25 protein-coding genes are annotated in these 22,429 nt (G+C 69.1%); 12 read left to right on the top strand and 13 right to left on the bottom strand.

What is annotated here, in order from left to right; translation table 11 throughout:
- Window positions 1-9: 9 nt before the first annotated feature.
- The 4 genes from ACXJ1Y_RS10840 to ACXJ1Y_RS10825 are packed head-to-tail and all read right to left on the bottom strand — an operon-like array spanning window position 10 to window position 3,523.
- A complete protein-coding gene (locus ACXJ1Y_RS10840) occupies window positions 10-696 on the bottom strand; it encodes an urease accessory protein UreF (protein WP_463846295.1) in 687 nt (228 codons plus the stop codon).
- Window positions 689-1,147, bottom strand: a complete 459-nt coding sequence (locus ACXJ1Y_RS10835; RefSeq protein WP_463846294.1) for an urease accessory protein UreE — start codon at window positions 1,145-1,147, stop codon at window positions 689-691. Before ACXJ1Y_RS10835 ends, ACXJ1Y_RS10840 begins: the two co-directional genes overlap by 8 nt.
- Complete coding sequence (ureC, locus tag ACXJ1Y_RS10830) at window positions 1,144-2,871, bottom strand: urease subunit alpha (protein WP_463846293.1); 1,728 nt, start codon at window positions 2,869-2,871, stop codon at window positions 1,144-1,146. Before ureC ends, ACXJ1Y_RS10835 begins: the two co-directional genes overlap by 4 nt.
- A gap of 31 nt (window positions 2,872-2,902) precedes the next feature.
- On the bottom strand, window positions 2,903-3,523 hold the full coding sequence (locus tag ACXJ1Y_RS10825; RefSeq protein ID WP_463846292.1) for an urease subunit gamma: 621 nt from the start codon (window positions 3,521-3,523) through the stop codon (window positions 2,903-2,905).
- 225 nt (window positions 3,524-3,748) lie between these two features.
- Here ACXJ1Y_RS10825 and ACXJ1Y_RS10820 point away from each other — a divergent pair, with 225 nt between their 5' ends.
- Entirely contained in the window at window positions 3,749-3,946 is a 198-nt protein-coding gene (locus ACXJ1Y_RS10820; protein ID WP_463846291.1) for a hypothetical protein, read from the top strand.
- A gap of 13 nt (window positions 3,947-3,959) precedes the next feature.
- On the opposite strand, the gene ACXJ1Y_RS10815 is transcribed toward ACXJ1Y_RS10820, so the two are convergent.
- Together ACXJ1Y_RS10815 and ACXJ1Y_RS10810 are read right to left on the bottom strand one after the other, a co-directional pair.
- Complete coding sequence (locus ACXJ1Y_RS10815) at window positions 3,960-4,142, bottom strand: hypothetical protein (protein WP_463846290.1); 183 nt, start codon at window positions 4,140-4,142, stop codon at window positions 3,960-3,962.
- A 129-nt stretch (window positions 4,143-4,271) separates the two neighbouring features.
- Window positions 4,272-4,748 (bottom strand): Ros/MucR family transcriptional regulator, encoded by a 477-nt coding sequence (locus ACXJ1Y_RS10810; protein ID WP_463846289.1) that lies wholly within the window; start codon window positions 4,746-4,748, stop codon window positions 4,272-4,274.
- A 258-nt stretch (window positions 4,749-5,006) separates the two neighbouring features.
- Here ACXJ1Y_RS10810 and ACXJ1Y_RS10805 point away from each other — a divergent pair, with 258 nt between their 5' ends.
- Genes ACXJ1Y_RS10805 through ACXJ1Y_RS10795 form a run of 3 tightly spaced genes read left to right on the top strand, consistent with a single transcriptional unit; the run spans window position 5,007 to window position 7,783 of the window.
- On the top strand, window positions 5,007-6,161 hold the full coding sequence (locus tag ACXJ1Y_RS10805; protein WP_463846288.1) for a CaiB/BaiF CoA transferase family protein: 1,155 nt from the start codon (window positions 5,007-5,009) through the stop codon (window positions 6,159-6,161).
- 24 nt (window positions 6,162-6,185) lie between these two features.
- Window positions 6,186-6,935 (top strand): glucose 1-dehydrogenase, encoded by a 750-nt coding sequence (locus ACXJ1Y_RS10800; RefSeq protein ID WP_463846287.1) that lies wholly within the window; start codon window positions 6,186-6,188, stop codon window positions 6,933-6,935.
- A gap of 11 nt (window positions 6,936-6,946) precedes the next feature.
- A complete protein-coding gene (locus ACXJ1Y_RS10795) occupies window positions 6,947-7,783 on the top strand; it encodes an HTD2 family dehydratase (protein ID WP_463846286.1) in 837 nt (278 codons plus the stop codon).
- 4 nt (window positions 7,784-7,787) lie between these two features.
- On the opposite strand, the gene ruvX is transcribed toward ACXJ1Y_RS10795, so the two are convergent.
- Entirely contained in the window at window positions 7,788-8,285 is a 498-nt protein-coding gene (gene ruvX / locus ACXJ1Y_RS10790; protein ID WP_243955779.1) for a Holliday junction resolvase RuvX, read from the bottom strand.
- Between the two features lie 415 nt (window positions 8,286-8,700).
- Here ruvX and gatC point away from each other — a divergent pair, with 415 nt between their 5' ends.
- The 5 genes from gatC to ACXJ1Y_RS10765 all read left to right on the top strand — a co-directional run bounded on the left by gatC (window position 8,701) and on the right by ACXJ1Y_RS10765 (window position 13,041).
- Window positions 8,701-8,988, top strand: a complete 288-nt coding sequence (gene gatC, locus ACXJ1Y_RS10785; protein ID WP_463846285.1) for an Asp-tRNA(Asn)/Glu-tRNA(Gln) amidotransferase subunit GatC — start codon at window positions 8,701-8,703, stop codon at window positions 8,986-8,988.
- Between the two features lie 61 nt (window positions 8,989-9,049).
- Entirely contained in the window at window positions 9,050-10,531 is a 1,482-nt protein-coding gene (gene gatA, locus ACXJ1Y_RS10780; protein WP_463846284.1) for an Asp-tRNA(Asn)/Glu-tRNA(Gln) amidotransferase subunit GatA, read from the top strand.
- Window positions 10,528-10,827: a hypothetical protein gene (locus ACXJ1Y_RS10775; protein WP_463846283.1), complete on the top strand. Its 300-nt coding sequence runs from the start codon at window positions 10,528-10,530 to the stop codon at window positions 10,825-10,827. Before gatA ends, ACXJ1Y_RS10775 begins: the two co-directional genes overlap by 4 nt.
- A gap of 205 nt (window positions 10,828-11,032) precedes the next feature.
- The gene (gene gatB / locus ACXJ1Y_RS10770) at window positions 11,033-12,505 is read left to right on the top strand and encodes an Asp-tRNA(Asn)/Glu-tRNA(Gln) amidotransferase subunit GatB (protein WP_463849989.1); all 1,473 of its coding nucleotides are present in this window, start codon (window positions 11,033-11,035) and stop codon (window positions 12,503-12,505) included.
- 245 nt (window positions 12,506-12,750) lie between these two features.
- A complete protein-coding gene (locus tag ACXJ1Y_RS10765; protein ID WP_463849988.1) occupies window positions 12,751-13,041 on the top strand; it encodes a hypothetical protein in 291 nt (96 codons plus the stop codon).
- 46 nt (window positions 13,042-13,087) lie between these two features.
- On the opposite strand, the gene ACXJ1Y_RS10760 is transcribed toward ACXJ1Y_RS10765, so the two are convergent.
- Window positions 13,088-13,555 carry an Lrp/AsnC family transcriptional regulator gene (locus ACXJ1Y_RS10760; RefSeq protein WP_342165675.1) on the bottom strand — a complete coding sequence of 156 codons (468 nt, stop codon included), beginning with the start codon at window positions 13,553-13,555 and terminating at the stop codon, window positions 13,088-13,090.
- A 123-nt stretch (window positions 13,556-13,678) separates the two neighbouring features.
- Between ACXJ1Y_RS10760 and ACXJ1Y_RS10755 the strand changes: the two genes are divergently transcribed.
- Both ACXJ1Y_RS10755 and ACXJ1Y_RS10750 read left to right on the top strand, forming a co-directional pair.
- Window positions 13,679-16,096, top strand: a complete 2,418-nt coding sequence (locus ACXJ1Y_RS10755; protein ID WP_463849987.1) for a thiamine pyrophosphate-binding protein — start codon at window positions 13,679-13,681, stop codon at window positions 16,094-16,096.
- Between the two features lie 177 nt (window positions 16,097-16,273).
- Window positions 16,274-16,750 carry a helix-turn-helix domain-containing protein gene (locus ACXJ1Y_RS10750; protein WP_463849986.1) on the top strand — a complete coding sequence of 159 codons (477 nt, stop codon included), beginning with the start codon at window positions 16,274-16,276 and terminating at the stop codon, window positions 16,748-16,750.
- Between the two features lie 6 nt (window positions 16,751-16,756).
- Here ACXJ1Y_RS10750 and rsmD read toward each other — a convergent pair whose 3' ends face one another.
- The 4 genes from rsmD to ACXJ1Y_RS10730 form a co-directional block, all read right to left on the bottom strand.
- Complete coding sequence (rsmD, locus tag ACXJ1Y_RS10745) at window positions 16,757-17,314, bottom strand: 16S rRNA (guanine(966)-N(2))-methyltransferase RsmD (RefSeq protein ID WP_463849985.1); 558 nt, start codon at window positions 17,312-17,314, stop codon at window positions 16,757-16,759.
- A gap of 11 nt (window positions 17,315-17,325) precedes the next feature.
- Window positions 17,326-19,254, bottom strand: coding sequence for a pseudouridine synthase (locus tag ACXJ1Y_RS10740; RefSeq protein WP_463849984.1), 1,929 nt, complete (start codon window positions 19,252-19,254; stop codon window positions 17,326-17,328).
- A gap of 101 nt (window positions 19,255-19,355) precedes the next feature.
- Window positions 19,356-19,532 carry a DUF1328 domain-containing protein gene (locus tag ACXJ1Y_RS10735; protein WP_238249729.1) on the bottom strand — a complete coding sequence of 59 codons (177 nt, stop codon included), beginning with the start codon at window positions 19,530-19,532 and terminating at the stop codon, window positions 19,356-19,358.
- Between the two features lie 115 nt (window positions 19,533-19,647).
- A complete protein-coding gene (locus ACXJ1Y_RS10730; protein ID WP_243955795.1) occupies window positions 19,648-19,839 on the bottom strand; it encodes a CsbD family protein in 192 nt (63 codons plus the stop codon).
- Window positions 19,840-19,955: 116 nt separating this feature from the next.
- On the opposite strand from ACXJ1Y_RS10730, the gene ACXJ1Y_RS10725 reads away from it, so the two are divergent.
- On the top strand, window positions 19,956-20,414 hold the full coding sequence (locus ACXJ1Y_RS10725) for a nucleoside deaminase (protein WP_463849983.1): 459 nt from the start codon (window positions 19,956-19,958) through the stop codon (window positions 20,412-20,414).
- Here the strand turns inward: ACXJ1Y_RS10725 and ACXJ1Y_RS10720 are convergent.
- Window positions 20,411-22,237, bottom strand: a complete 1,827-nt coding sequence (locus tag ACXJ1Y_RS10720; RefSeq protein ID WP_463849982.1) for an outer membrane beta-barrel protein — start codon at window positions 22,235-22,237, stop codon at window positions 20,411-20,413. The genes ACXJ1Y_RS10725 and ACXJ1Y_RS10720 overlap by 4 nt on opposite strands.
- Between the last annotated feature and the right edge of the window lie 192 nt (window positions 22,238-22,429).

The following is a 22,429-nucleotide window of genomic DNA, read 5'->3' as shown; positions in this document are numbered from 1 at the left end:
GCTGAAGCCTCATGATCGGAAGATGCGGGAATACTGCGTCTCGTGCCGGAACGAGCCGAGGTCGAGCCGCAGGCAGGCGGAGCCGATCTCGTCCAGGCTCTCGCCCTCGGCGGCTTGCGCCAGCGACACGAGACGAGCGGAGAGCGCCGCCACCACGCGGGTGCCCGCCGCCTGCCCCACGGGCGCCGAGCGCAGGGCCGCCGAGACGAGGTTCTGCACGAAGGCGAGGGCGTAGGCACCGAGGACGGGTGACAGCCTCATGCCATGCGCGCCGGAGGCCGCGCCGACGGCCACCGGATAGGCCACCGAATCTGCGAGCGCCGCCGACACGTCCGTGAGCGCCGGGCAGGGCCAAGCACCGAGCGTCGCATCGAGGAAGCTGCGCCCCTGCTGGCTGGTCTCGAGATGCAGTTCCCGCGAGGGGGCGAGGGCCAGGGCGAGATCGTTGACGGCGGCGAGGTCGTCCTTCCGCCCAGCCAGGGCGGCGGCGTGAGCATGGTGCACGAGGATCAGGTCGTTGCGGAGTGATCCGCGCTCGCAGACATCGCCGAGCCACGTGGTGAGGCTGTCCTCTCCGGTGACATCGCCGGCCTCAACCGCCGCTTCGAGCCCGTGCGAATAGGCGTAGGCCCCCACGGGGTAGCCGGGGGAGAGCCACGCGAACAGCCGAAGCGCCTCCGCGGCGTCCTCAGCCATGGGAATGCGAATGGCCATGGCCGGAATAGGCGCCGCCCTCGGGGCGGAACGGGCGCTCCACCTCCTCGGCCGTGCCGCCGAGGCCCTGGACCATCTCCGCGAGCACGTGATCGTAGGCGATCCAGATCGCCTCCGGCCCGATCTCGGCCGGGATGTGCCGGTTGCCGATGTGCCAGATCAGCCGCCGTAGGGCGTGCTCGTTCTCCGCGCGGATTTCGAGAAGGCGCTCCGGCGCCGCCTCGACCTCCACGAGTCGCCCGTTCTCCAGAACGAGGGCGTCGCCGTCATCCAGCACCGTCGCGTCGGCCAGATCGAGCAGGAAGCGCGTGCCGCCGACACCCCGCATGGCGGTGCGGCGGCGGTGGCGCTCGCCATGATCCAGCACGACGCGGTCGACGATCTCGCCGCCCGTGACGGCGGCGGCACGGAGGAGGCGTGTGGCGCGGATCAAAACAGGAAGTACCGTTGGGCCATGGGCAGGATTTCGGCGGGCTCGCAGACCAGTAATTCACCGTCCGCGCGGACGTCGTAGGTCTCGGGATCAACTTCGATCACCGGGGTCGCGTCGTTGAGGATCATGCTCTTCTTGGAGATGCCGCCGCGCACGTTCTCGACCGCCACCATCTGCTTCTGCACGCCGAGCCTTTCGCGCAGGCCATCCTCCAGGGCGGCCTTGGAGACGAAGGTGAGGGCCGTCGAGAACGGCGCGCGCCCGTAGGCGCCGAACATCGGCCGGTAGTGGACCGGCTGTGGCGTCGGGATCGAGGCGTTGGGGTCGCCCATCGGCGCGGCGGCGATGGTGCCGCCCTTCAGAACCAGATCGGGCTTCACGCCGAAGAAGGCCGGCGTCCACAGGACCAGATCGGCGAGCTTGCCGGGCTCCACCGAGCCGATATGCCGGGACACGCCATGCGCGATGGCCGGGTTGATCGTGTACTTCGCCACGTAGCGCCGGGCGCGGAAATTGTCCGTGCCGGAGGAATCCCCCGGCAGGGCACCGCGCTGGCGCTTCATCTTGTCGGCCGTCTGCCACGTGCGGATGATGACCTCGCCGACCCGGCCCATGGCTTGGCTATCCGACGACATCATCGAGAGCGCGCCGATGTCGTGCAGGATGTCCTCGGCGGCGATGGTCTCCTTGCGGATCCGGCTCTCGGCGAAAGCCAGATCCTCGGGGATCGACGGGTCGAGGTGGTGGCACACCATCAGCATGTCGAGATGCTCGTCGATGGTGTTGCGGGTGTAGGGCCGCGTCGGGTTCGTGGACGAGGGCAGCACGTTCGGCAGCCCCGCCACCTTGATGATATCCGGCGCGTGGCCGCCGCCCGCGCCCTCGGTGTGGAACGCGTGGATCGTCCGGCCCTTGAAGGCGGCGATCGTGTCCTCCACGAAACCCGATTCGTTCAGCGTGTCGGTATGGATCATCACCTGCACGTCGTGTTCGTCGGCGACGCTCAGGCAGGTGTCGATGGCGGCGGGGGTGGTGCCCCAATCCTCGTGCAGCTTCAGGGCGCAGGCGCCGCCGCGCACCATCTCGATCAGGCTCTCCGGCCGCGAGGCGTTGCCCTTGCCGGCGAAGGCGAGGTTCATCGGAAAGGCGTCCGCCGCCTCGATCATCCGCGCGATGTGCCAAGGACCCGGCGTGCAGGTGGTGGCGAAGGTGCCGTGCGCGGGCCCCGTGCCGCCGCCGAGCATCGTGGTGATGCCCGAGCACAGGGCCTCCTCGATCTGCTGCGGGCAGATGAAGTGGATGTGGCTGTCGAAGCCGCCGGCCGTGAGGATCTTGCCCTCGCCCGCGATCACCTCCGTGCCCGGCCCGACGACAATGTCGACGCCCGGCTGCACGTCCGGGTTGCCGGCCTTGCCGAGCTTGAAGATCCGCCCGCGCACGATGCCGACATCGCATTTCACGATGCCCCAATGGTCGAGCACCACGGCGTTGGTGATGACTGTATCGACCGCGCCGGCCGCGTTCGGCGCCTGCGACTGGCCCATGCCGTCGCGGATCACCTTGCCGCCGCCGAACTTCACCTCCTCACCGTAGGTGGTGAAATCGCGCTCGACCGTGATCTCCAGGGAGGTGTCGGCGAGCCGGATCCTGTCTCCGGTCGTCGGCCCGAACATGTCGGCATAGGCCGCGCGCGGCAGGCTCGCGGGCTTCGGGGTGTTGCTCACGGCGTCGGCCTCCGTAGTGCGCCCGCACCCATCACAGCTTGCCCATCACGTCGCCGCGGAACCCGTGGACGATGCGGTCGCCCGACAGCGGCACCAGCGCCACCTGCCGGGTCGAGCCCGGCTCGAACCGCACCGCCGTGCCCGGCGCGATGTCGAGGCGCTTGCCCCGCGCCGAAGGCCGGTCGAACACGAGGCCCGGATTGGCCTCGAAGAAATGGTAGTGCGAGCCGACCTGGATCGGCCGGTCGCCGACATTGGCGACCTCGATCACCGTGCGCTCGGCCTCTTCGTTGAAGACGATCTCGCCGGGCAGGGTCGTCACCGTGCCGGGCACGTCGTCGGAGGGGGCGCCCCGGATCGGGTGATGCACGGTCACGAGCTTGGTGCCGTCCGGGAAGGTCGCCTCGACCTGGATGTCGTGGATCATCTCCGGCACGCCCTGCATCACCTGATCGGCTGTCAGTACGGTGCCGCCCGCCGCCATCAGCTCAGCGACGGTGCGCCCGTCGCGGGCACCCTCGACCACGAAATCCGTGATGAGCGCCACCGCCTCGGGATGGTTGAGCTTCACGCCCCGGGCGAGGCGGTTGCGCGCCACCTGCGCCGCCATCGCGATCAGCAGCTTGTCCTTCTCGCGGGGGGTGAGCAGCACGATTGCCTCGTCTTGTCCTCGGTCAAAGCCGGCGGAGCAAGGATCATGCTCGACAGTGCGTCAAGGCCGGCTGAGCGCGATCCCCGCAGGATTGCGCGGCGCGAAGGCAACCTCACGGAGATGCACCATGCCGTTTTTCCGTGCCGAGGCGGGTGGAACGGCAGCACGCATTCATCGTTCAGCGGAGGGCCTGACGTTCAACGCCGTGCCGATGATCGACCGCATATGACGAGCCAGAAGGGGCAGGATGAGAGGTCCGACGACCCTCCCGACATCGCGGCGGCGCAACTGGCGCTCACGATGCTCGATGCCGCGCGGAAAGAGGGCGATCCGGCGATGATCGCCTGCGCGGAACTCCTGGCCTATGCCGCCGCCCGCGATCTGGCGGCCCAACTCGATGAGCTGCCGCACACCTGCCGATAACAGTATTGACGGATCAGGAGCGGGCTTCATCCCCGACGGCCAGCAGCATGGCGCGCAACCGCGCGGTGCGCTCGTCGCACGCCCGGAGGTTGGCGCGGAGCGCCGAGTGAAGCGCGTCCGCGTCAGCTTTCTTCTGCCGAAGATCTGCGTCGTTCGAAGTCGACGCGCGCGTCATCGTAAAGACGACAGCGTCCATGTCGTACCTCCCAGGTGAGTTTGGGCCATTCGGTACTGTTCCACGCCAGCGCGCTCCAGCCCGAATATGAGGCATTGCCCAGCCAGGAGGGACGAAAGCCGCCCGTTGTTTCGCAACGAACGGATTTCGTTAGGCGGCGTCGCGATTCGCCTGCCGGGCGGCCAGCGCACCGGGACGACCGAGGCCGATCTCCTTCGCCAGGGCGGAACGGCGGGCCGCGTAGCTCGGCGCCACCATCGGGTAATCGGACGGCAGGCCGAAGCGCTCGCGGTAGGTCTCCGGGTCCAGCCCGTGGCTCGACAGGTGCCGCTTCAGGGTCTTGTAGACCTTGCCGTCGATGAAGCTCACCAGACCGTCGCGGCCGATGGACTTGCGGATCTCCGAGTTGGACGGACGATGGGCCTTGTCGGATTCCTTCGCGCCGCTCTCGGCCATGTCGGTCTCGGCCAGACGCTTCAGGGCCGCGTGCACGCTGCTGATGAGCGCCGGAAGCTCGGACGCCGGAAGCGGGTTGTTCGCCACGTACGCGGAGATGACATCGCTCGCGTAGAGCGCGAGCTGATGCATTACATCACCGCCTGCGGGTTGCGTGGCGTCATCGGACATGTTGTCGATCCCCGTTATCTTGATTCGTTCGTCAGCAATGTCATCACAAACAGGGTCGTTTCAAGGACCCAATGTTACTTTTGCTGCGGATCACCATAATGTGGGCGCATAAACTAAACCCGAGGTTTTGTGCAATCTAGCGTCCGCACTCTGTGAATGAATCCAACTCCCTCCCGGCGTATCGATCCGGCGCTCCGGGTGGGTTGGACAGGCCGGCGATCCCGCGCCATGTGAGGGGCGGATCGGGGGAGGGGTGCGATGCCGCCTGAGAGGCAGGGCCGAGGGACTTCGCTGCCGTTGAAGGGGCTGACCGTGCTCGCCCTGGAGCAGGCGGTCGCCGCGCCCTACTGCACCTCGCGGCTGGCGGATGCCGGCGCCCGCGTCATCAAGATCGAGCGGCCGGAGGGTGATTTCGCCCGGGGCTACGACGCGGCGGTGAACGGGCTGGCGAGCTACTTCGTGTGGCTCAACCGGGGCAAGGAAAGCCTCGTGGCCGACATCAAGGACCCGGACGACGCGGCCCTGCTGCACCGGATCCTCGGCGAGACGGACGTCTTCGTGCAGAACCTCGCGCCGGGCGCCGCCGCAAGGGCGGGCTTCGGCTCGGCGGAACTACGCCGCCGCCACCCGCGCCTCATCACCGTGGACATCACCGGCTACGGCACCGGCCATTCGTATTCGGACATGAAGGCCTACGACCTGCTGGTGCAGGCCGAAAGCGGGCTCGCGGGTATCACCGGGCATCCCGCCGGGCCGGGGCGGGTCGGCGTCTCGGTCTGCGACGTCGCCTGCGGGATGGACGCTCACGCCGCCGTGCTCGAAGCCCTGATCGCCAGGGGCATCACGGGGGAGGGCGCCGCGCTGGAGGTCAGCCTGTTCAGCGGCGCGGCGGACTGGATGAACGTCCCGCTCCTGTATTTCGAGGGCACGGGGCGGACGCCGCAGCGGCTCGGCCTCGCCCATCCCTCAATCAGCCCCTACGGCGCCTTCGCCACCGCCGACGACAGCCTCGTGCTGATCTCCATCCAGAACGAGCGGGAATGGGCCGCCTTCTGCGCGGGCGTTCTCGAACAGCCCTCGCTCGCCCGCGCCGATGGCTTCAATTCGAACAATGCCCGCGTCGCCAACCGCGAGTCCGTCGATGGGCTGATCGGGCAGGTGCTCGGGAAACTCAACCGTGACGCGGCCGCCGCGCGGCTGAAGGCGGCGGGCACGGCCTATGGCTTCGTGAACACGCTGGCCGACCTCGCCACTCATCCGGCGCTGGTCCGCGCCGAGGTCGAGACGCCGGCCGGGACGGCGCGGATCGTGGCGCCGCCGGTCCTGATCGACGGCGAAGTCCGCCCCCTCGGCCCCGTGCCGGCCATAGGCGAGCACAGCACCCGGATCCGCGCGGAGTTCCGGGCCAACTGAGACCAACGATAACGGGAGGACGACATGCGGCTCGAAGGTAAGATCGCCATCGTCACGGGCGCGGGCGGCGGGTTCGGCGCCGGCATCGCGGAGCGCTTCGCGGCCGAAGGCGCGCGGGTCGCGCTGGTCGATATCCGCCGGGAAGCGGTGGAGGATCTGGCGCGCAGCCTCGGCGACCGGGCCATCGCGCTGGCGGCGGATGTCGGGTCGGCCGCCGACGTGGCCTCCGTCGTCGAGGAAACCGGCAAACGGTTCGGCGCGCCGCAGATCCTCGTGAACAACGCCGGCACCACCCACCGCAACAAGCCGCTGATGGAGGTGACGGAAGAGGATTTCGACCGGGTCTTCCGCGTCAACGTGAAGTCGATCTTCCACTTCGTCCGCGCGGCGGCGCCGGTTATGCGCGACAACGGCGGCGGGGTGATCCTCAACGTCAGCTCGACGGCGGCGCTCCGGCCGCGTCCGGGGCTGACGTGGTACAATGCCTCGAAGGGGGCGGCGAGCCTCGCGACCCATTCGCTGGCCCTCGAACTCGCCCCGTGGAAGATTCGTGTGAACGCCCTGTGCCCGGTCATGGGCGCGACGGGGTTGCTCGAAGAGTTCATGGGCGTGCCCGACACGCCGGAGAATCGCACCAAGTTCATCTCCACGATTCCCCTCGGCCGTCTCTCGACGGCGCAGGACATCGCGGCGGCGGCGCTGTTCCTCGCCTCCGACGAGGCGGAGTTCATCACGGGCATCGACCTGCCCGTCGATGGCGGCCGCACCGCGTGACGGAGCCGGGGATGGGCGGCGATTTCGCGGAGTGGATCGGCCGGACGCGCGAGGGCAGGGACCTCGTGACGCCCCGGCTGATGGCCGAGTTCCGGGCGACCTTCACACCGCATCTGGCGCCCGTCCCTACGGGCGAGGCGTGGCCTGCACTGCACTGGTGCCTTGCGCCGGACACGCCGGCCATCGACGCCCTCGGGCCGGATGGACACGCGGCCAAGGGCGGCTTCCTGCCCCCGGTGCCGCTGCCCCGGCGGATGTGGGCCGGCGGGGAGGTCGAGACGCTGGCACCGCTCCGCGAGGGCGAGGCCGTCACCCGCGTCGAGACTGTGCGGGACGTGGCGTTCAAGGAGGGCCGCAGCGGGCGCCTGTGCTTCGTGACTGTCGATCACCTCGTGAGCGGTCCCAACGGACCGGCGGTGCGGGAGCGGCAGGACATCGTCTACCGCGAGGCGGCGGGTGCCCAGACCGGCGCGGGCGCCGAGCCCGAGCGCGGCGACCCGGCGGATTACGACCGATCCTGGACGCTGCCGGCCACGCCGACGCTGCTATTCCGCTACTCGGCCATGACCTTCAACGGCCACCGCTTCCACTACGACCATCCCTACGCGACGCAGGTGGAAGGCTATGCCGACCTCGTGGTGCACGGGCCGATCCAGGCGACGCTGCTCATGAACCTCGCGACGGCGATGCTCGGCCGGGTGCCGGCGCGCTTCCGCCACCGGGGCGTCTCGCCCATGACCGCGAATCAGGATTTTCGTGTTTGCGGTCGTTCGACCGGCACCGGCTGGGAAGGCGTGACCCTCGACGCGGAAAACCGCGTCTGCATGCGCGCCAGCGCCGGGGCGTAAGGCGCTACGCCTCCTCCTCGTCGTCCGCATCCTCGTCGGCGACGTTGCGCATCGCGTCGAGGCATCCCTGCAGGATGTAGGCGGCGGCGAGCTTGTCCACGAGTTCGCCCCGGCGCTGGCGTGAGGCGTCCGCCTCGATCAGCGCGCGGGTGACGACTGCCGTCGAGAGCCGCTCGTCGAAATAGAGCACCGGCAGGGGCAGGATCGGCGCGAGGTTGCGGGCGAAGGCGCGGGTCGATTGCACGCGCGGCCCCTCGCTTCCGTCCATGTTGAGGGGCAGCCCCAGCACCAGTCCGCCGACGCGATGCGTCTCGCAGATCGCCTTCAGCCGCAGGGCATCCGGCGTGAACTTCACCCGCTTGATCGTCTCCAGCGGGGTCGCGATCTGCCGGCCGAGATCCGACAGGGCGAGCCCGATCGTCTTGGTGCCGAGGTCGAGGCCGATCAGGCGGGCGCCGCCACGCGAGGCCACCGCGAAGTCGCGGAACGTCTGCTTGTCCATGGCGCAGGGCCTACGCGACGCGCGGGCCCGGCGCCACCGTCCCGTCCACAGACTTAACCATCTGCGCGCTCAGGGCGGATGTACGGGGAGCCGACGACCGCTAAGAAGGTTGGTTAAGACTTCGTTAACCGATCGAACGGGGACGGCTGTGGCGGTCGCTTCAACCACGACACAGGATCAGCGGGCGCGGCGACGCCGGCATCGCTGGATGCTCCTCCTGGCTTTCGAGGTGCTGGTGTTCGGCGCGGCGCAAGCCGTGATGCGGCCGATCAAGCCGCCGGGCATCGCCGTCGAGCAGACATCGCGGCCGAACCACGTCGTCACCTGAGCGCGGTGCGTTGCGGGGCTTGGAACCGCAATGCTATAGCCCGCCCGGCCGAGGGAACGACTCCCCGGCCGCGATGAACGGGGCGGCATGTCGGTCGACGAGAAGACTGTGCGGCGGATCGCACATCTGGCGCGGATCGCGGTCAACGACGACGAAGTCGGGCCGCTGGGCGCCGAATTGAACAACATCCTGGCCTTCGTGGAGCAACTCGGCACGGTCGATGTCTCCGGCGTCGAGCCGATGACCTCCGTGCTGCCGATGGCGATGAAGAAGCGCGAGGACGCCGTGACCGATGGCGGCCGCGCCGACGCCGTCATCGCCAACGCGCCCGAAACGGAGGATCATTACTTCCTCGTGCCGAAGGTCGTCGAGTAATCCTCCGGGCCGGACCCTTCCGTTTGCACGCGCCTAGAGGGCGCGCAGGGACTTGAGACGCGTGAGCAGCCCCAACGAACTCACCCTTGCCGAGGCGCGGGACGCCCTGAAGGCGAAGACCCTCTCCGCCCGCGAGCTGACGAGTGCGCATCTCGACGCCATGGCCAAGGCCCGGGCGCTGAACGCCTACCTCCTCGAAACGCCCGACCGTGCGCTGGCGATGGCCGACGCGTCGGACGCGAAGATCGCCGCCGGCGAGGCCCGCCCGCTGGAGGGCATCCCGCTCGGCATCAAGGACCTGTTCTGCACCGAAGGCGTCGAGACGACGGCGGGCTCCAAGATCCTCAAGGGCTTCCAGCCGCATTACGAATCGGCGGTGTCGGCCAATCTCTGGCGCGATGGTGCCGTGATGCTCGGCAAGCTCAACCTCGATGAGTTCGCCATGGGCTCGTCCAACGAGACCAGCGCCTTCGGCAACGTCGTCTCGCCCTGGCGCCGCAAGGATTCGGACGTGCCGCTCGTTCCCGGCGGTTCCTCCGGCGGTTCGGCGGCGGCCGTCGCCGCGCGGCTCTGCCTCGGCGCCACGGCGACCGACACGGGCGGCTCCATCCGCCAGCCCGCCGCCTTCACCGGCACGGTCGGCATCAAGCCGACCTACGGTCGCTGTTCGCGCTGGGGCACGGTGGCCTTCGCCTCCTCCCTCGATCAGGCGGGCCCCATAGCCCGCACGGTGAAGGATTGCGCGATCCTGCTCGCCTCCATGAGCGGCGCGGATGCCCGCGACACCACCTGCGCCGACCTGCCCGTGCCGGATTTCGAGGCATCGGTGGGCCGCGGCGTGAAGGGCCTGACCATCGGCATCCCGAAGGAATACCGGGTCGACGGCATGCCGGCCGAGATCCAGAAGCTCTGGGACGAGGGCGCGGCGTGGCTTAAGGCGGCCGGCGCGACGATCAAGGAGATCTCGCTGCCGCACACCTCCTACGCCCTGCCGGCCTATTACATCGTGGCGCCGGCCGAGGCGTCCTCGAACCTCGCCCGCTACGACGGCGTCCGCTACGGCTTGCGTGTGCCGGGCAAGGACATCGCCTCGATGTACGAGAACACCCGCGCCGCCGGGTTCGGCCGCGAGGTCAAGCGCCGGATCATGATCGGCACCTACGTGCTCTCGGCGGGCTACTACGACGCCTATTACGTGCGCGCCCAGAAGATCCGCACGCTGATCAAGCGCGACTTCGAAGCCGCCTACGCGGACGGCGTGGACGCCATCCTCACCCCGGCGACGCCTTCGTCCGCCTTCGGCATCGGCGAGAAGGCCAATGCCGACCCGGTGGAGATGTACCTCAACGACGTCTTCACGGTGACGGTGAACATGGCGGGCCTGCCCGGCATCGCCGTGCCGGCGGGGCTCGATTCGCAGGGGTTGCCCCTGGGCCTGCAGCTCATCGGCCGTCCGTTCGATGAGGAGACGCTGTTCGCCGCCGCGCAGGTGATCGAGGATTCCGCCGGGCGGACGCAGCTGCCCGCCGCGTGGTGGGCATGACCGTCCCGTTCTATCCCTGGACCGTCTGGATCTGGGCCGGGTTCGACCCGGCGCTGATCGTGGTGGCGGTCTATCTCGGCTGGAAGGCCGACCAGTTCGGCAAGTGCTTCATCGCGGCGATCATCGCCTTCGCGATCGCCGTGCTGTTCTCGTGGGCGGTGTCGGCGGCGGGCATCCCCTGGCCGGCGCCGATCACCCATGACGGGCCGACCTTCTTCACCGTCCGCGCCGTGGCGGCCCTGCTCTGGGCGATGCTCGGCTACGGCGCGCGCCAAGTCGCTCAAAGGCGCGCTTGATCTTTTCGCGACGCGGCTCGTAATTGACCGCGATACGGCCGCTCCCACCCGCGCCCTCATCCTGAGGTGCCCGCGTGAGCGGGCCTCGAAGGATCCTCCAGCGGTCGCACGATCCCTGGATCCCTCCTTCGAGGCTGCTGCGCAGCACCTCAGGATGAGGGCGGAGGATGGGACGGCATCACCGCTCAGTGCCTTCGGACCGATCATGAACGCACCCGTTGACCCCAAGAAGCTGATCAAGGGCGGCCTGCACGACTGGGAAGTCGTGATCGGGATGGAAATCCACGCCCAGGTGACAAGCAAGGCAAAGCTCTTCTCCGGTGCCGCGACGGCGTTCGGCGGCGAGCCGAACGACCACGTCTCGCTGGTCGATGCGGCGATGCCGGGGATGCTGCCGGTCATCAATCAGGAATGCGTCGCGCAGGCAGTGCGCACGGGACTCGGCCTGAAGGCCCAGATCAACCTGCGCTCGGTGTTCGACCGGAAGAACTACTTCTACCCGGATCTGCCGCAGGGCTACCAGATCTCGCAGTACAAGGACCCCATCGTCGGCGAGGGCGAGGTGCTGGTGGACATGGCGGACGGCACGTCCTTCACCGTGGGCATCGAGCGGCTTCACCTGGAGCAGGATGCCGGCAAGTCGCTGCACGATCAGGACCCGACTCGCAGCTTCGTGGACCTGAACCGCTCCGGCGTGGCGCTGATGGAGATCGTCTCCCGGCCGGACCTGCGCTCCTCCGAGGAGGCGAAGGCCTACGTGACGAAGCTGCGCACGATCCTGCGCTACCTCGGCACCTGCGACGGCGACATGGAGAAGGGCAGCCTCCGCGCCGACGTGAACGTCTCCGTGCGCCGCCCCGGCGAGCCGCTGGGCACCCGCTGCGAGATCAAGAACGTCAACTCGATCCGCTTCATCGGGCAGGCGGTGGAGACCGAGGCCCGCCGCCAGATCGCGATCCTGGAGGATGGCGGCAAGATCGATCAGGAGACGCGCCTGTTCGATCCCGGCAAGGGCGAGACCCGCTCCATGCGCTCGAAGGAAGAGGCGCACGATTACCGCTACTTCCCCGATCCGGACCTGCTGCCGCTAGAATTCGAGCAGTCCTTCGTGGACGAACTCGCCAAGGGCCTTCCGGAACTGCCGGACGCCAAGAAGGCCCGCTTCGTCAAGAATTTCGGGCTTTCGACCTACGATGCGGGCGTGCTCGTCGCCGAGCGGGCCTCCGCCGATTATTACGAGGCGGTCGCCAAGGGCCGCGACGGGAAGGCGACGGCGAACTGGGTCATCAACGAGCTGTTCGGCCGCCTGAACAAGGAAGGCCTCGGCATCGAGCAGACTCCGGTCTCGGCCGACCAGCTCGGCACCATCGTGGACCTGATCGGCGAGGGCGTGATCTCCGGCAAGATCGCCAAGGACCTGTTCGAGATCGTGTGGACCGAGGGCGGCGACCCGCGCGCCGTCGTGGACTCACGCGGCATGAAGCAGGTGACGGACACGGGCGCCATCGAGACCGCCGTGGACGAGATCATCGCCAAGAACCCCGACAAGGTTGCCCAGGCCAAGGAGAAGCCCACCCTGCTCGGCTGGTTCGTCGGCCAGACGATGAAGGCGACCGGCGGCAAGGCCAACCCGGCGGCGGTGAACGCCCTGCTGAAGGCGAAGCTCGGGATCGAGTGACGTATCCGGCCTTCGCCGGTCCAGCGTCGAAACCGTGCGGGCGTGGGATGTGAATCCCGCGCCCGTTTTCGTTTCGGCACGACACGTTTGATGGCGCCCAATCATCCATCAATAAATATCACAGCTTCGATGGATTAAAATTAGGCAATACTGATGTGTGAGGAGGCACTTTAGCAGTACGGTTGCACTGGTATGGCTGCATCTGCCGGCAAAAGAAGCAACAACTGCCCAGATGGAGAGCATTCATGCGAAAACTCGCAATCGCTGTCGCGGCCCTTGCCACGCTGCTGCTTTCAGTGCCGGACCACGCCCAGGCACGCTCCGACACGCTGATGGATTTGCTCGCCGGGCGGGATACGCCGGCCTGCCCGCGCTACCAGCAGACGCCGCAGGACAAGTGCAACATCGTCGTGAAGCGACCGGGCGGGAACCCGACGCAGGACATGACCGGCTCCATCGGCCACGCGAAGTCTTATTGGACCAATGGTGGCCCACGCTGCAAAACGATCTGCCGCTTTACGGGCATCCAATACTGACGCCCCGCCGAGCGATCCCGGCCGTCCTTAGGGTGGCCGGGCCCTGCTAAAGCGGCAGAACGTTGGTATACTTCACCTGGCCCAGCGCAAAGCTCGATTCGATCGAGCCGACGCCGCCGAGACGGGTGAGCTTGTCCTTCAAGAAGCGCTCATAGGCGGCGAGATCGGGCACCACGACCCGCACGAGGTAATCGTGCCGCCCGGTCATCAGGTAGCACTCCACGACCTCCGGCCAGCGGGCCACGGCCTCCGCGAAGCGGTCGAGTTCCTCCTCCCGCTGCCGTTCGAGCTTCACCGAGGCGAAGACCGAGATCGGCAGGCCGACCCGCGCCTGATCGACCAGAGCGACATAGCCCTTCAGGATGCCCGCCTCCTCCAGCAGCCGGATGCGTCGCAGGGTGGGGGAGGGTGAGAGCCCAACCCGTTCGGCGAGGTCCTGCACCGTGATCCGCCCGTCCCGCTGCAATTCTGCGAGGATCTTCCGGTCGATAGCGTCTATCGCGCGTTCTGGCATCTTCTGCTGTCCAAGGCCGCGGTCTTAGCGGGATCGGCCAAAAAATTACGTCTGCGAAGGGGAATTGGCAATTCCTGCCTTCGGCCCCATGCGATGCTGGCGCATCCGCCGAAGAGACCGCCGATGTCCCCCGCCATTTCGCCCGAAGCCACCCACACCGATCCGCGCCTGCCCTTCCTCGGGGAACTCGAGCGCCGGGCCCTGTGGCTCTCCACGTGGATGATCCACAACGCCAACCACATCCGTCCGAACCACGACGGGATGAAGGTCGGCGGGCATCAGGCCTCGTCCGCCTCCATGGCGACGATTCTCACCGCCCTGTACTTCGCGGCGCTCCGGCCGGAGGACCGGGTGGCGGTGAAGCCCCATGCCGGGCCGGTCTTCCACGCGCTGCAATACCTCGCCGGGCGCCAGACCCGCGAGAAGATGGAGAACTTCCGCGGCTTCGGCGGCGTGCAATCCTACCCGTCCCGCACCAAGGACACCGACGACGTGGATTTCTCCACCGGCTCGGTCGGCCTCGGCGTCGCGCAGACGCTGTTCGGCTCGCTGGTGCAGGATTACGTCCGCGCCCATGGCTGGGGCCTGGACAAGCCGGAGGGCCGCATGGTCGCCCTCGTCGGCGACGCCGAGATGGACGAGGGCAACATCTTCGAGGCCCTCATGGAGGGCTGGAAGCACGGCCTGCGCCGGACGTGGTGGATCATCGACTACAACCGCCAGAGCCTGGACGCCGTGATCCGCGAGGGCCTCTACACCCGCTTCGAGGAGATCTTCCGCTCCTTCGGCTGGGACGTGGTCGTCCTGAAATACGGGTGCCTGATGGATGCGGCCTTCGCCGAGCCCGGCGGCGAGAGCCTGCGCCGCTGGATCGACACCGCGCCGAACCAGCTCTACGCGGCCTTGACGTTCCAGGGTGGCGCGGCGTGGCGCAAGCGCCTCAACCAGGACCTCGCCAGCGAGCCCGACGCCCTGGCCCTGGTCGCCCGCCGCGACGACGAGGAACTCGCCGCGCTGATGGGCAACCTCGGTGGCCACGACATGGTGAACCTGCTGAAGGCCTTCGCGGCGGCCGACAACGACCGCCCGACGGTCTTCATCGCCTACACCGTGAAGGGTTACGGCCTGCCCCTCGCCGGCCACAAGGACAACCATTCCGGCCTCCTCACCCCCGCGCAGACGGAACTGTTCCGCGAGAAGGTCGGCGTCCGCGCGGGCCACGAATGGGAGCCCTTCGAGGGCGCGCAGATGCCGGAAGCGGATCTGCGCCGGTTCATCGAGCACTCGCCGTTCTTCTCGGCGGGGCCGCGCCGCTATGCGGCGCCGAAGCTGCCGGTTCCGGCGGATTTCCCGTGCCCGCGCCAGCCGAGCCTTTCCACCCAGGCCGGGTTCGGCCTGATCCTCAACGAACTCGGCAAGCAGGAGACGCCGCTCGCCGAGCGCATCGTCACCACCTCGCCGGACGTCACCGTCTCGACCAATCTCGGCGGATGGGTGAACCGTCGCGGCCTGTTCGCGAAGCAGGAGATGCGGGACCTGTTCAAGTCCGAGCGCATCCCCTCGACCTTCAACTGGGACTTCTCCACGAAGGGCCAGCACATGGAACTGGGCATCGCGGAGATGAACCTGTTCCTGCTGCTCTCGGCGCTCGGCTTGTCTGACCGGCTGTTCGGCGAGCGGCTGATCCCCATCGGGACGCTGTACGATCCCTTCATCTGCCGGGGCCTCGATGCCCTGAACTACGCCTGCTACCAGGATGCCCGCTTCATCATCGGCTCGACCCCCTCGGGCGTGACGCTGGCACCGGAGGGCGGCGCGCACCAGTCGATCAACACACCGCTGATCGGCATGGCGCAGGATGGTCTCCTGACCTTCGAGCCGGCCTTCGTCGACGAGCTTTCCGTCATCATGGCCCACGCCTTCGATTACGTGCAGCGCGACGGGAAGGAGGGCGGCTCCGTCTATCTTCGGCTGTCCACTCGCAGCCTCGCCCAACCGCAGCGCGAGATGAGCCCGGCGCTGAAGCAGGGGATCATCGAGGGCGCCTATTGGCTGCGCGAGCCCGGCCCGAACGCCGACCTCGTCGTCGCCGTCACGGGCGCCCCGACGCCGGAGGCGATCGAGGCGGTGGGCCTGATGGCCGAGGACCGGCGCGACATCGGCCTCCTCGCCGTCACCTCCTACGACCGGCTCAATGCCGGATGGTCGGCGGCCCAGCGTGCCCGCGAGGCCGGGGACCGGGAGGCGCGCTCGCATATCGAGGACCTTCTCGATGGGCTCCCGCCCCATTGCCGTCTCGTGACCGTGATCGACGGGCACCCGGCGACGCTGGGGTGGCTCGGTGCGGTCCACGGCCACCGCACCCGCGCCCTCGGCATCGAGCGGTTCGGCCAGACGGGCACCGTCGCGGACCTGTACCGCCACTACGGCATCGACGCGGAGGGCATCGTCGCCGCGGCCCGAGCCCTGTCGCCGGAGAAGCCGATCCGCTCGCGCGGCTACGGCCATCGCATCGGGCGCGGCACCCATCTGCACGCCTGAGCCATGCGCTCGAAGCCGGGCGCCCTGCGGCGCTTGGCTGTTTTTCAGTCATGCGAAGGCATTCTTTCCGCGCGGCGCCCATAGCCTGTTCATCGTCATCGCGTTAGATCGCCTTACGACCAGGGGTTGAGGTGCCGAGGAAGTCGGCGGTGCCGGATCCCTGCCGGAGCGGTAGCGATGAGAAAGACGAAGCCGAAGCAATCCACCCCCGTCGATCAGGGTATCGGCAGCCGGATCGCGCTCCTGCGCACCGCGAACGGCCTCAGCCAGTCGCAACTGGCCGAGGCGCTGGGGATCAGCTTCCAGCAGGTTCAGAAATATGAGGCCGGCAAGAACCGCGTTGGCGCCGGCCGCCTCCAGGCCATCGCCGACCGACTCGGCGTGTCCGTCGCGACATTCTTCGAGGACACGACTCAGCCCCCGCCCGACGACGCCATCGAGATGCTACTGCACAGCGACGGGGCCATCGACCTGCTGCGCGCCTACGCCACGATCACCGACGAAGAGGTGCGCCGGAGCATCCTCACGATGGTGAAGGCGATGCTGCGCGTTTCCAAGGCCACCACGTCCGGCGCCGAGGAGGAGACGGCCAAGGCCCCCGCGACGAAGGCCGAGGCCGCCGAGGCGCGAGCGGAGAAGCCGGCCGCGCACTGAGCGCGGTCAGGCCGCGTAGCGCGCGATCGTCACCGCCGTGTCGCCGTAGACCCGCCGTTCGAGTTCGGTGAAGCCCGGCGGCAGCGCCACCGTCGCCGAGGCGACCTCCTCCACCACGGCGAGCGCATCCTCGGTCAGCCAGCCCCCGGCGGCGGCGCTGGCGAGGGCCGCCGGAGCGAGGTCCCTGCCGTAGGGCGGATCGCAGAACAGCAGCGAGAATCGCCCCGCAGGCCCGGCCTCGCCGAGCTTCGTCGCATCGCGCCGGAACAGGCGGGTGATGCCCTCCGCGCCGAACGCCTCGATGTTCGCGCGGATCACGCTGCGCGCCTCGGCGCCTTCATCGACTAGCAACGCGTAGGACGCCCCCCGCGACAGAGCCTCGAACCCGAGCGCGCCCGTTCCGCTGAACAGGTCGAGCACCCGCGCGCCCTCCACGGCATCGTCGTAGCCGTGGGTGAGCACGTTGAACAACGATTCGCGCAGGCGGTCGGAGGTCGGACGGATCGAGTCCGTCCGGGGGTTGGCCAGACGCCGCCCGCGCCACTGCCCGCCGACGATCCGCATGGGCGCCGGCCTTACCGGGTGCCGCGCGGCGGACGACCGCCGCCCTTCGGCCCGCCGGGCTTGCCGCCGCCGGGACGGCTTCCGCCCGGCTTGAACCCGCCAGCCTTGAACCCGCCGCCGCCCGGCTTGCCGCCGCGACCGGCCGCGCCACCGGGCTTGCCCCCGCCGGGACGGCCACCGCCGCCGAAGGACTTGCCCCCGGGACGATCGCCGAACGACTTACCCGCCGGGCGATCCCCGAACGACTTACCCGCCGGGCGATCCCCGAACGACTTGCCCGCCGGACGATCCCCGAAGGATTTCGCCGGCCCGCCGGAGCGACCCTTGAAGCCCTCGCCCTCGGGGCGCGGCCCGCGATGCTCGCCGCGCTGCCCGCCGCCCTCGTTGCGATCGAAGGAGCGTCCGCGCGGCGGGGCTCCCCCCTCGCGGCGCGGGCCGTTGCCCCGGAAGCCCGTGTTCTCACCCTCCTCGCGGGGGCGCGACGCCCTCGGCGGACGGGCGCTCGCCGGCCGGTCCTGGCCGCGCGGAGCGCGCTCGTCGCCGCGTCCCTCGAAGCTGGCCCCGCCGGGGGGCGCCTTGGAATAGCGGCGGCGGGGCTCCTCCCGCACGGCGGGCTGGGCGGGGGTGGGCGACAGCCGCTCCACCAGCACCCGCCGGTCGCCGGACTTGATGGCGCCGACGCGCTCCCGGCCGCGCTCGGCCGCCTGCGCCTGATCGATGCGCGGATCGGCGCCACGCCGGGGCGGACGGCCGGGCTTGTAGGGCCCGTCATTGGGGGCTTCGTTCCGCCATACGGAGCGCTGCGGATTGGGGCCGGAGCCGCCGGTCGAGACACGCTGCGGGGCGGGCCGGGCGGGCGCGCGGCGATCCTGGCGCTTGCCCTGGTCGGCGTCCGAGCGGGCGGGCTTGGCCGCGCCGCCGAAGGCCGCGATGGGCTCGCGGACCGGGCTCTCGAAATCGACGCCGGCCTGCTCGGATAGCGTCTTGCCGAGCTGATCCTTGAGGACGCGGGTGCGCACCTCCTCCACCAGCCCGACTTCGAGGTCGCCGAGCTGGAACGGCCCGAACGACATGCGGATGAGGCGGTTCACCTGCAGCCCGAGATGTTCGAGGATCCGCTTGACCTCGCGGTTCTTGCCCTCGCGCAGGCCGAGCGTCAGCCACAGGTTGTCGCCCTGGACGCGGTCGAGGGTGGCTTCGATGGGGCCGTATTCCATGCCGTCGATGGTCACGCCCTTGGAGAGGCGGTCGAGCTGCGCCTGATCGGTGTCGCCGTGGGCGCGGACGCGGTAGCGGCGCAGCCAGCCCGTGTCGGGATGGGCGATGACCTTCGCGAGGCCGCCGTCGTTGGTCAGGAGCAGCAGGCCCTCGGTGTTGATGTCGAGGCGTCCGACCGCCACGACGCGGGGCAGGTCCTCGGGCAGCACCTGGAACACGGTCTGCCGGCCCTCGGGATCGCGGGCGGTGGTCACGAGGCCGCGCGGCTTGTGGAAGATCCACAGGCGGGTGCGCTCGCGGGCGGGCATGGGCTCGCCGTCCACCACGACGCTGTCGTCGTCCGTGACGTTGAGGGCAGGCGAATCGATCACCTCACCGTTCACGCTCACGCGGCCGTCGAGAATCATCGCCTCGGCGTCGCGGCGGGAGGCGAGGCCCGCCCGCGCGATGGCCTTTGCGATCCGCTCGCCCGCGAAACCGTTCTCCGGCTCGTCTTCGGCGGGCGTCGTCTCATCGGCGGGAGCGGCCGGCGCGGCGGCGCGGCGCTTCATCGTGGCATCGCCGGAGGGGCCGGAGCGGGCCTTGCCGCGCGGCGCCTTCTCCTCGGCGAGATCCTTGGCGCTGCCCGCATCGGTGGACGGCTGCCAGGAAGCCTCGCGCTCGTTCGATTGCGCGTCGTCCCGGTCCTTGCCCGGGTTTTCGTCGTTTGGAATGTCGGTCATTTGCGGCCCATATCAGAGCCGCCCCTCCCAGGCGAGACCGCCGGGGGCATCCGGCGGGCGAGGATACGCAATCGCCCGGCCGGATCGCTCGGTTGAGACCCTTACAGCCTGGGCGAACGCCCGCGCATCACGCCGAACACGGCGGAGATCAGGAACAGGGCGATCGCGACGAAAAACACGAGCTTGGCCGCTTCGACGGCCGTACCGGCGATGCCGCCGAAACCTAGAAGGGCCGCCACGAGGGCGACGACGAGAAAGGTGATGGCCCAGCCGATCATGGGAAACTCCTACGCCATGGGGCAGAGCGGTACCCTGACGGCACCGCCTCTCGCGAGGATAACACGGCCCGGCGGCTGGCGTTTCCGGGAAACGCCGCGCCGGGCCGACAATGGATCAGAGCTTGTCGGTGGCCGACTTGACGGTGTCCTTGGCGTCGCCGACCGTGCTCTGGGTCTTGCCCTTGAGCTCCTGGGCGGCGCCGTCGGTCTTCATCTTGTCGTTGTTGGTCGCGTCGCCGATGCCCTGCTTGGCCTTGCCAACCAGCTCGTTGGCCGCGCCCTTGATCTTGTCAGTGGTGCTGCTCATGGCGTCACTCCATTCTGTCTTGTTACGGCAAAGCCGCGTCGGTCCAGCAACGGGCATGCATCGAGGAATGTTCCGCTTGTTAACATCTCCGATGATCACGAAGATCGGAGCGCCGCGTGCCGCTGAGTGAAGGAACGGCACCGTTCGATCTCGCCTTCGCGGCCGCCCGCCGGGCGGCGGAGGAGGGGGAGGTGCCGGTCGGCGCGGCCGTCGTGAAGGACGGGCGGGTCGTCGCCGTGGCGCATAACCGGCCGAAGGCTCTGCGCGACCCCACGGCCCATGCGGAGATCCTGGCAATCCGCGCGGCCTGCCTCGCGCTCGATGACGAGCGCCTGTCGGGTTGCGATCTCTACGTGACGTTGGAGCCCTGCCCCATGTGCGCCGGGGCGATCTCTTTCGCCCGCATCCGCCGCCTGTATTACGGCGCCCTCGATCCGAAGGGGGGCGGGGTGGAGCACGGGCCGCGGGTGTTCAACCAGCCGACCTGCCACCATGCGCCGGAGGTCTATGGCGGATTCCGCGAGGGGGAGGCTGCCGCGATGCTGCGCGACTTCTTCGCGGCGCGGCGCGATTAGGGGTTCACCCGCATCCCGACCAGGAACGTGTTGTCCCGGAAGCTGGAAAAGGCCGAGGTGCTGTCGATCTGCTGGTAGATATACGTGCCGCGCAGGGTCAGCCAGCGGTTGAAGCGGTAATCGAGCCGGGCGGTGGCCGAGAAGCCGTTATCGCGGATGGTGCTGTTCTTGTACTCGTTGTGCAGGACCGAGCCGCCGAACACGATGGACAGGTTGCGCAGCAGATCGTGCTGCACTTCCAGCGTGGCGACCTCGGTGAGCACGCCCGCCGAGCCGGGAATCGTCGTTTCGGTGACGCCCGTCGCCGCATTGAAGCGCACGGTGGTGAGGGGCGACGCGGTCCAGACCAGCGTGGCGTTCACGAGGGGCGCGTCGATGTCCCGGAGGGTGCTGTCGGCGTAGCTGCGGTGCTGGATGCCGGCCGAGACCTCACCGGTCACTTGGCGGGCGAGGCCGAGCGAGGCGCCCACGAGCACGCCGACGCCATCCGAATCGCGCTGGACGCCCGAGGAATCGATGCGCTGATCGTAGACGCGGGTGTCGCCGATCACGTCCACGAAGGGCGAAAGGTCGGGGTTTATCTCGTAGGCCGTGCGCAGCCGCAGGCTGTACTGGTTGAGGTTGCGGTCCGCCTGCCGGATCGTACCGCCGTTGGTCAGGCGCACGTCCTCGAACTCGGAGCGGTCCACGAGGCCGCTCAGCGTGACAGAGAGGCGGTTGAAGGTCTGCGTCGCGCCGAGCGTCGCGCCGTACAGGGCGACGAGGGGGCGGCTGACGGCCGAGGCCGCCTGAAGGTTCGGCGTCGTCGTCCGCTGGGTGTCGATGAGGAAACGGCCCTGGGCATCGATCCGCAGGTCGCGGTTGGCATCGACGCGCATGTTCACGATGCCGTCCGCCGCCGGGCGGCTCGCCACCTCGTTCTGCGGCGTCTCGAGGTAGGCGCCGCGTAGCGAGCCATCGAGGGAACTGGACGACCAGTCGCTGCGGAAATCCACCGTGCCTTCCGTGCGCAGGGCGACCGAGCCCTTCGCAAGTTGGCGGGTGGTCTGGTCCGGGTTCGAATCGTAGCCGATGCTCTGGGTGAAGGTCGGCAGCACCGTGAAGGTGCCGATCCGGAAGCCGATCGGCGCGTAGGCGGGATCGGCGGCGGGGATCGGCCGGGACAGATCGGTGCCGAGGATGAAGCCCGGCGTCAGCAGGCCGAGGGCAGGGTTTGTGGCCAGCAGCGGCAGGCGCGAGCCCGTGGCCGTGTAGGGCAGGGGCACGCCGATCACGGCCTCCTGCACCACGGGCGTCAGCCGGGGCGATTGCACCGAGGCCTGGGTGCTTTCCCGAATGGTCCCGCGGATGGCCGAGCCGTTGCGACGGGACGGCGCCGCGCGGAAGCGCAGGGCCGGGGAGAGGCCGCGATTGAAGACCGCCGTCGACTTGCCGCCCGTGCGCTCCCCGCTCATCGTCACGCGGTCGTCGAGGCGGAAGGTGTTCGGGTCCTGAAAGCCCTGGCTCGTCGCGTTCGATTGAGAACCGCCCGCGCCGGATTCGCCCCCGAGCCCCGGCGTCCCCGGGGTGGTGCGGCCATCGCTGTTCGGGTTGTCGGGCAGGCGCCGACGCAGCTGCGGCAGGCCATTGGCGCCGGCATCGAGCCCGGAACCGGGATTGTCCGGGGCGCCCTGCACGGGGCTGATCGCGTCGAAGCGGGGCGGGGCCTGCGCGGTGGCGACGGTGGAAAGCCCGACGAGGCCGAGGGCCAGGGCGGCGCCGGCGGCCGGCACGAGCACGGCCCGCGTCGTTACGGCATCGCTGTCGGTCTTCCAGCCCCGCACTCGCTGCCCCCGTCCCGCAAACCGCAACTGAAGATCGGCCACCAGCCGACATGACAGCGCTGATTGCTACCGACCATCATGGTTAACCGGTCGTAGCAGGGCACGGTTAATGGCCGGTCAACGGCGCTAAGCCCCCGAGATCGTTCGGAGGCGATCCTTCCATTGCAATCGCGGGCGCCGGGTGCTTTCCCG

This window comes from Methylobacterium sp. TK26, from assembly GCF_055361565.1.
Note: the sequence above shows the minus strand (reverse complement) of the source record. Positions and strands in the feature narration are given on the sequence as shown.